This is a genomic window from Thiocapsa sp. (genome assembly GCF_035467215.1).
Taxonomy (GTDB): domain Bacteria; phylum Pseudomonadota; class Gammaproteobacteria; order Chromatiales; family Chromatiaceae; genus Thiocapsa.
In genome coordinates this window covers 1-2,547 of sequence record NZ_DATITZ010000282.1, presented here as the reverse complement: position 1 = coordinate 2,547, position 2,547 = coordinate 1, and the positions used below count along the sequence as shown (strand labels likewise).

Below are 2,547 nucleotides of genomic sequence, written 5' to 3'. Positions count from 1 at the left end.
GGCGCCAAGGCGGGGCCACTTTGATTTGTCGTACCCGAAGCGGTTTCGCAAAGCGATGAGCCCTGCGGCCGATAACGCTAGGTCGCACGAAACGGAAAATCAGGATGCCTACCATCAATCAGCTCGTACGGAAGGGCCGTGAGCCCGTCGTATCGAAAAGCAAGGTCCCGGCGCTGCAACAGAGCCCGCAGAAGCGCGGCGTCTGCACCCGCGTCTACACGACGACCCCGAAAAAGCCGAACTCCGCGCTGCGGAAGGTCGCCAAGGTCCGCCTCACCAACGGGTTCGAGGTGATCAGCTACATCGGCGGCGAAGGACACAACCTGCAGGAGCACTCGGTCGTGCTGATCCGCGGCGGTCGCGTCAAGGACCTGCCCGGTGTGCGCTATCACATGGTGCGCGGCAGCCTCGATACCGCAGGCGTCAAGGACCGCAAGCAGAGCCGGTCCAAGTACGGCGCCAAGAAGCCCAAGACCACCTGACCCTGTTTTTTTGCACCGGATCGACGGGCTTCGCCCGCGATCCGGTGGTGAACCCCCCCGGCGAAAAGTAGGGTTGCACTTTTCGCCGAACGGAGAGAGTTATGCCCCGACGCAGAGAGGTACCGAAGCGCGAAATCCTTCCCGATCCGAAGTTCGGCTCGGGGGACGTCGCCAAGTTCGTCAACGTGCTGATGACCGCCGGCAAGAAGTCCGTGGCCGAGCGCATCCTCTACGGCGCGTTCGAGTCGATCTCCAAGAAGGGCGGCAAGGATCCGCTGGAGGTCTTCAACCAGGCGCTCGCCAACTCCAAGCCGATGGTCGAGGTCAAGAGCCGTCGCGTCGGCGGCGCCAACTTCCAGGTGCCGGTCGAGGTCCGCCCGGTGCGGCGGATGGCGCTGGCGATGCGCTGGCTGCGCGAGGCCGCCCGCAAGCGCGGCGAGAAGTCCATGGGGCAGCGTCTCGCGGCCGAGCTGATCGAGGCCTCCGAAGGCCGCGGCGGAGCGGTCAAGAAGCGCGAGGAAGTGCACCGCATGGCGGAGGCCAACAAAGCCTTCTCGCATTTCCGGTTCTGACGCAGGCGAACCCGGAACACCCGACAGGACACCAGGCGCGCGAGGGCGACCCCCTCTCGCCGCCGCAAAAGGCGTTGACGAAAAGTGCCCCGATCCACTCCCATCAATCGGTATCGCAACATCGGCATCAGTGCGCACATTGACGCCGGCAAGACCACGACCACCGAGCGCATCCTTTTCTACACCGGCGTTTCGCACAAGATCGGCGAAGTGCACGACGGTGCGACCGTCATGGACTGGATGGAGCAGGAGCGCGAGCGGGGCATCACCATCACCTCCGCCGCGACGACGTGCTTCTGGAAGGGAATGGACAGCACCTTCCCCGAGCACCGGATCAACATCATCGACACCCCGGGCCACGTCGACTTCACCATCGAGGTCGAGCGCTCCATGCGCGTGCTCGACGGCGCGTGCATGGTCTACTGCGCGGTCGGCGGTGTGCAGCCGCAGTCGGAGACCGTCTGGCGGCAGGCGAACAAGTACAAGGTCCCGCGGCTCGCTTTCGTCAACAAGATGGACCGCCAGGGCGCCAACTTCTTCAAGGTCTACGAGCAGATGAAGTCGCGGCTCAAGGCCAACGCCGTGCCCATCCAGGTGCCCATCGGCGCCGAGGAGAAGTTCGAGGGCGTGGTCGACCTCGTCCGCATGAAGGCGATCTACTGGGACGATTCGACGCAGGGCATGAAGTACGAGACGCGCGAAATCCCCGCCGACCTCCTCGAGACCGCCAAGGAGTGGCGCGAGAAGATGGTCGAGAGCGCCGCCGAGGCCAACGAAGAGCTGATGAACAAATACCTCGAGGGCGGCGAGCTCACGATGGAAGAGGTGAAGGCCGGCCTGCGTCAGCGCACGATCGCCAGCGAGATCGTGCCGATGCTCTGCGGCTCGGCGTTCAAGAACAAGGGTGTGCAGGCGATGCTCGACGCCGTCATCGAGTACATGCCGGCCCCGACCGACATCCCGCCGGTGACCGGCGAGCTCGAGAACGGCAAGCAGGGCGTGCGGCGGGCGGCCGACGACGAGGCCTTCGCCGGCCTCGCGTTCAAGATCATGACCGACCCCTACGTCGGCCAGCTGATCTTCTTCCGCGTGTACTCGGGCGTCATCAACTCCGGCGACACGATCTACAACCCGATCAAGGGCCGCAAGGAGCGCATCGGCCGCATCCTGCAGATGCATGCCAACCAGCGCGAAGAAATCAAGGAAGTGCGCGCCGGTGACATCGCCGCGGCGGTGGGACTCAAGGAAGCGACCACCGGCGACACGCTCTGCGCCCCGGACCACGTGATCACGCTCGAGAAGATGATCTTCCCCGAGCCGGTGATCCACGTCGCCGTCGAGCCCAAGACCAAGGCCGACCAGGAGAAGATGGGCATCGCGCTGAACCGCCTCGCCCAGGAGGACCCGTCGTTCCGCGTGCGCACCGACGAGGAGTCGGGGCAGACGATCATCTCCGGGATGGGCGAGCTCCACCTCGAGATCCTGGTCGACCG

The 2,547-nt window shown here is 64.9% G+C and carries 3 protein-coding genes; all 3 read left to right on the top strand.

Annotated elements, in window-relative coordinates:
* Positions 1-104 precede the first annotated feature (104 nt).
* A complete protein-coding gene (gene rpsL / locus VLR48_RS15935) occupies positions 105-482 on the top strand; it encodes a 30S ribosomal protein S12 (protein WP_325292735.1) in 378 nt (125 codons plus the stop codon).
* A 101-nt stretch (positions 483-583) separates the two neighbouring features.
* Positions 584-1,054, top strand: coding sequence for a 30S ribosomal protein S7 (rpsG, locus tag VLR48_RS15930; RefSeq protein WP_325292734.1), 471 nt, complete (start codon positions 584-586; stop codon positions 1,052-1,054).
* Between the two features lie 84 nt (positions 1,055-1,138).
* Positions 1,139-2,547: elongation factor G (gene fusA / locus VLR48_RS15925; protein ID WP_325292733.1), on the top strand; the 1,409-nt coding region annotated here is incomplete at its 3' end.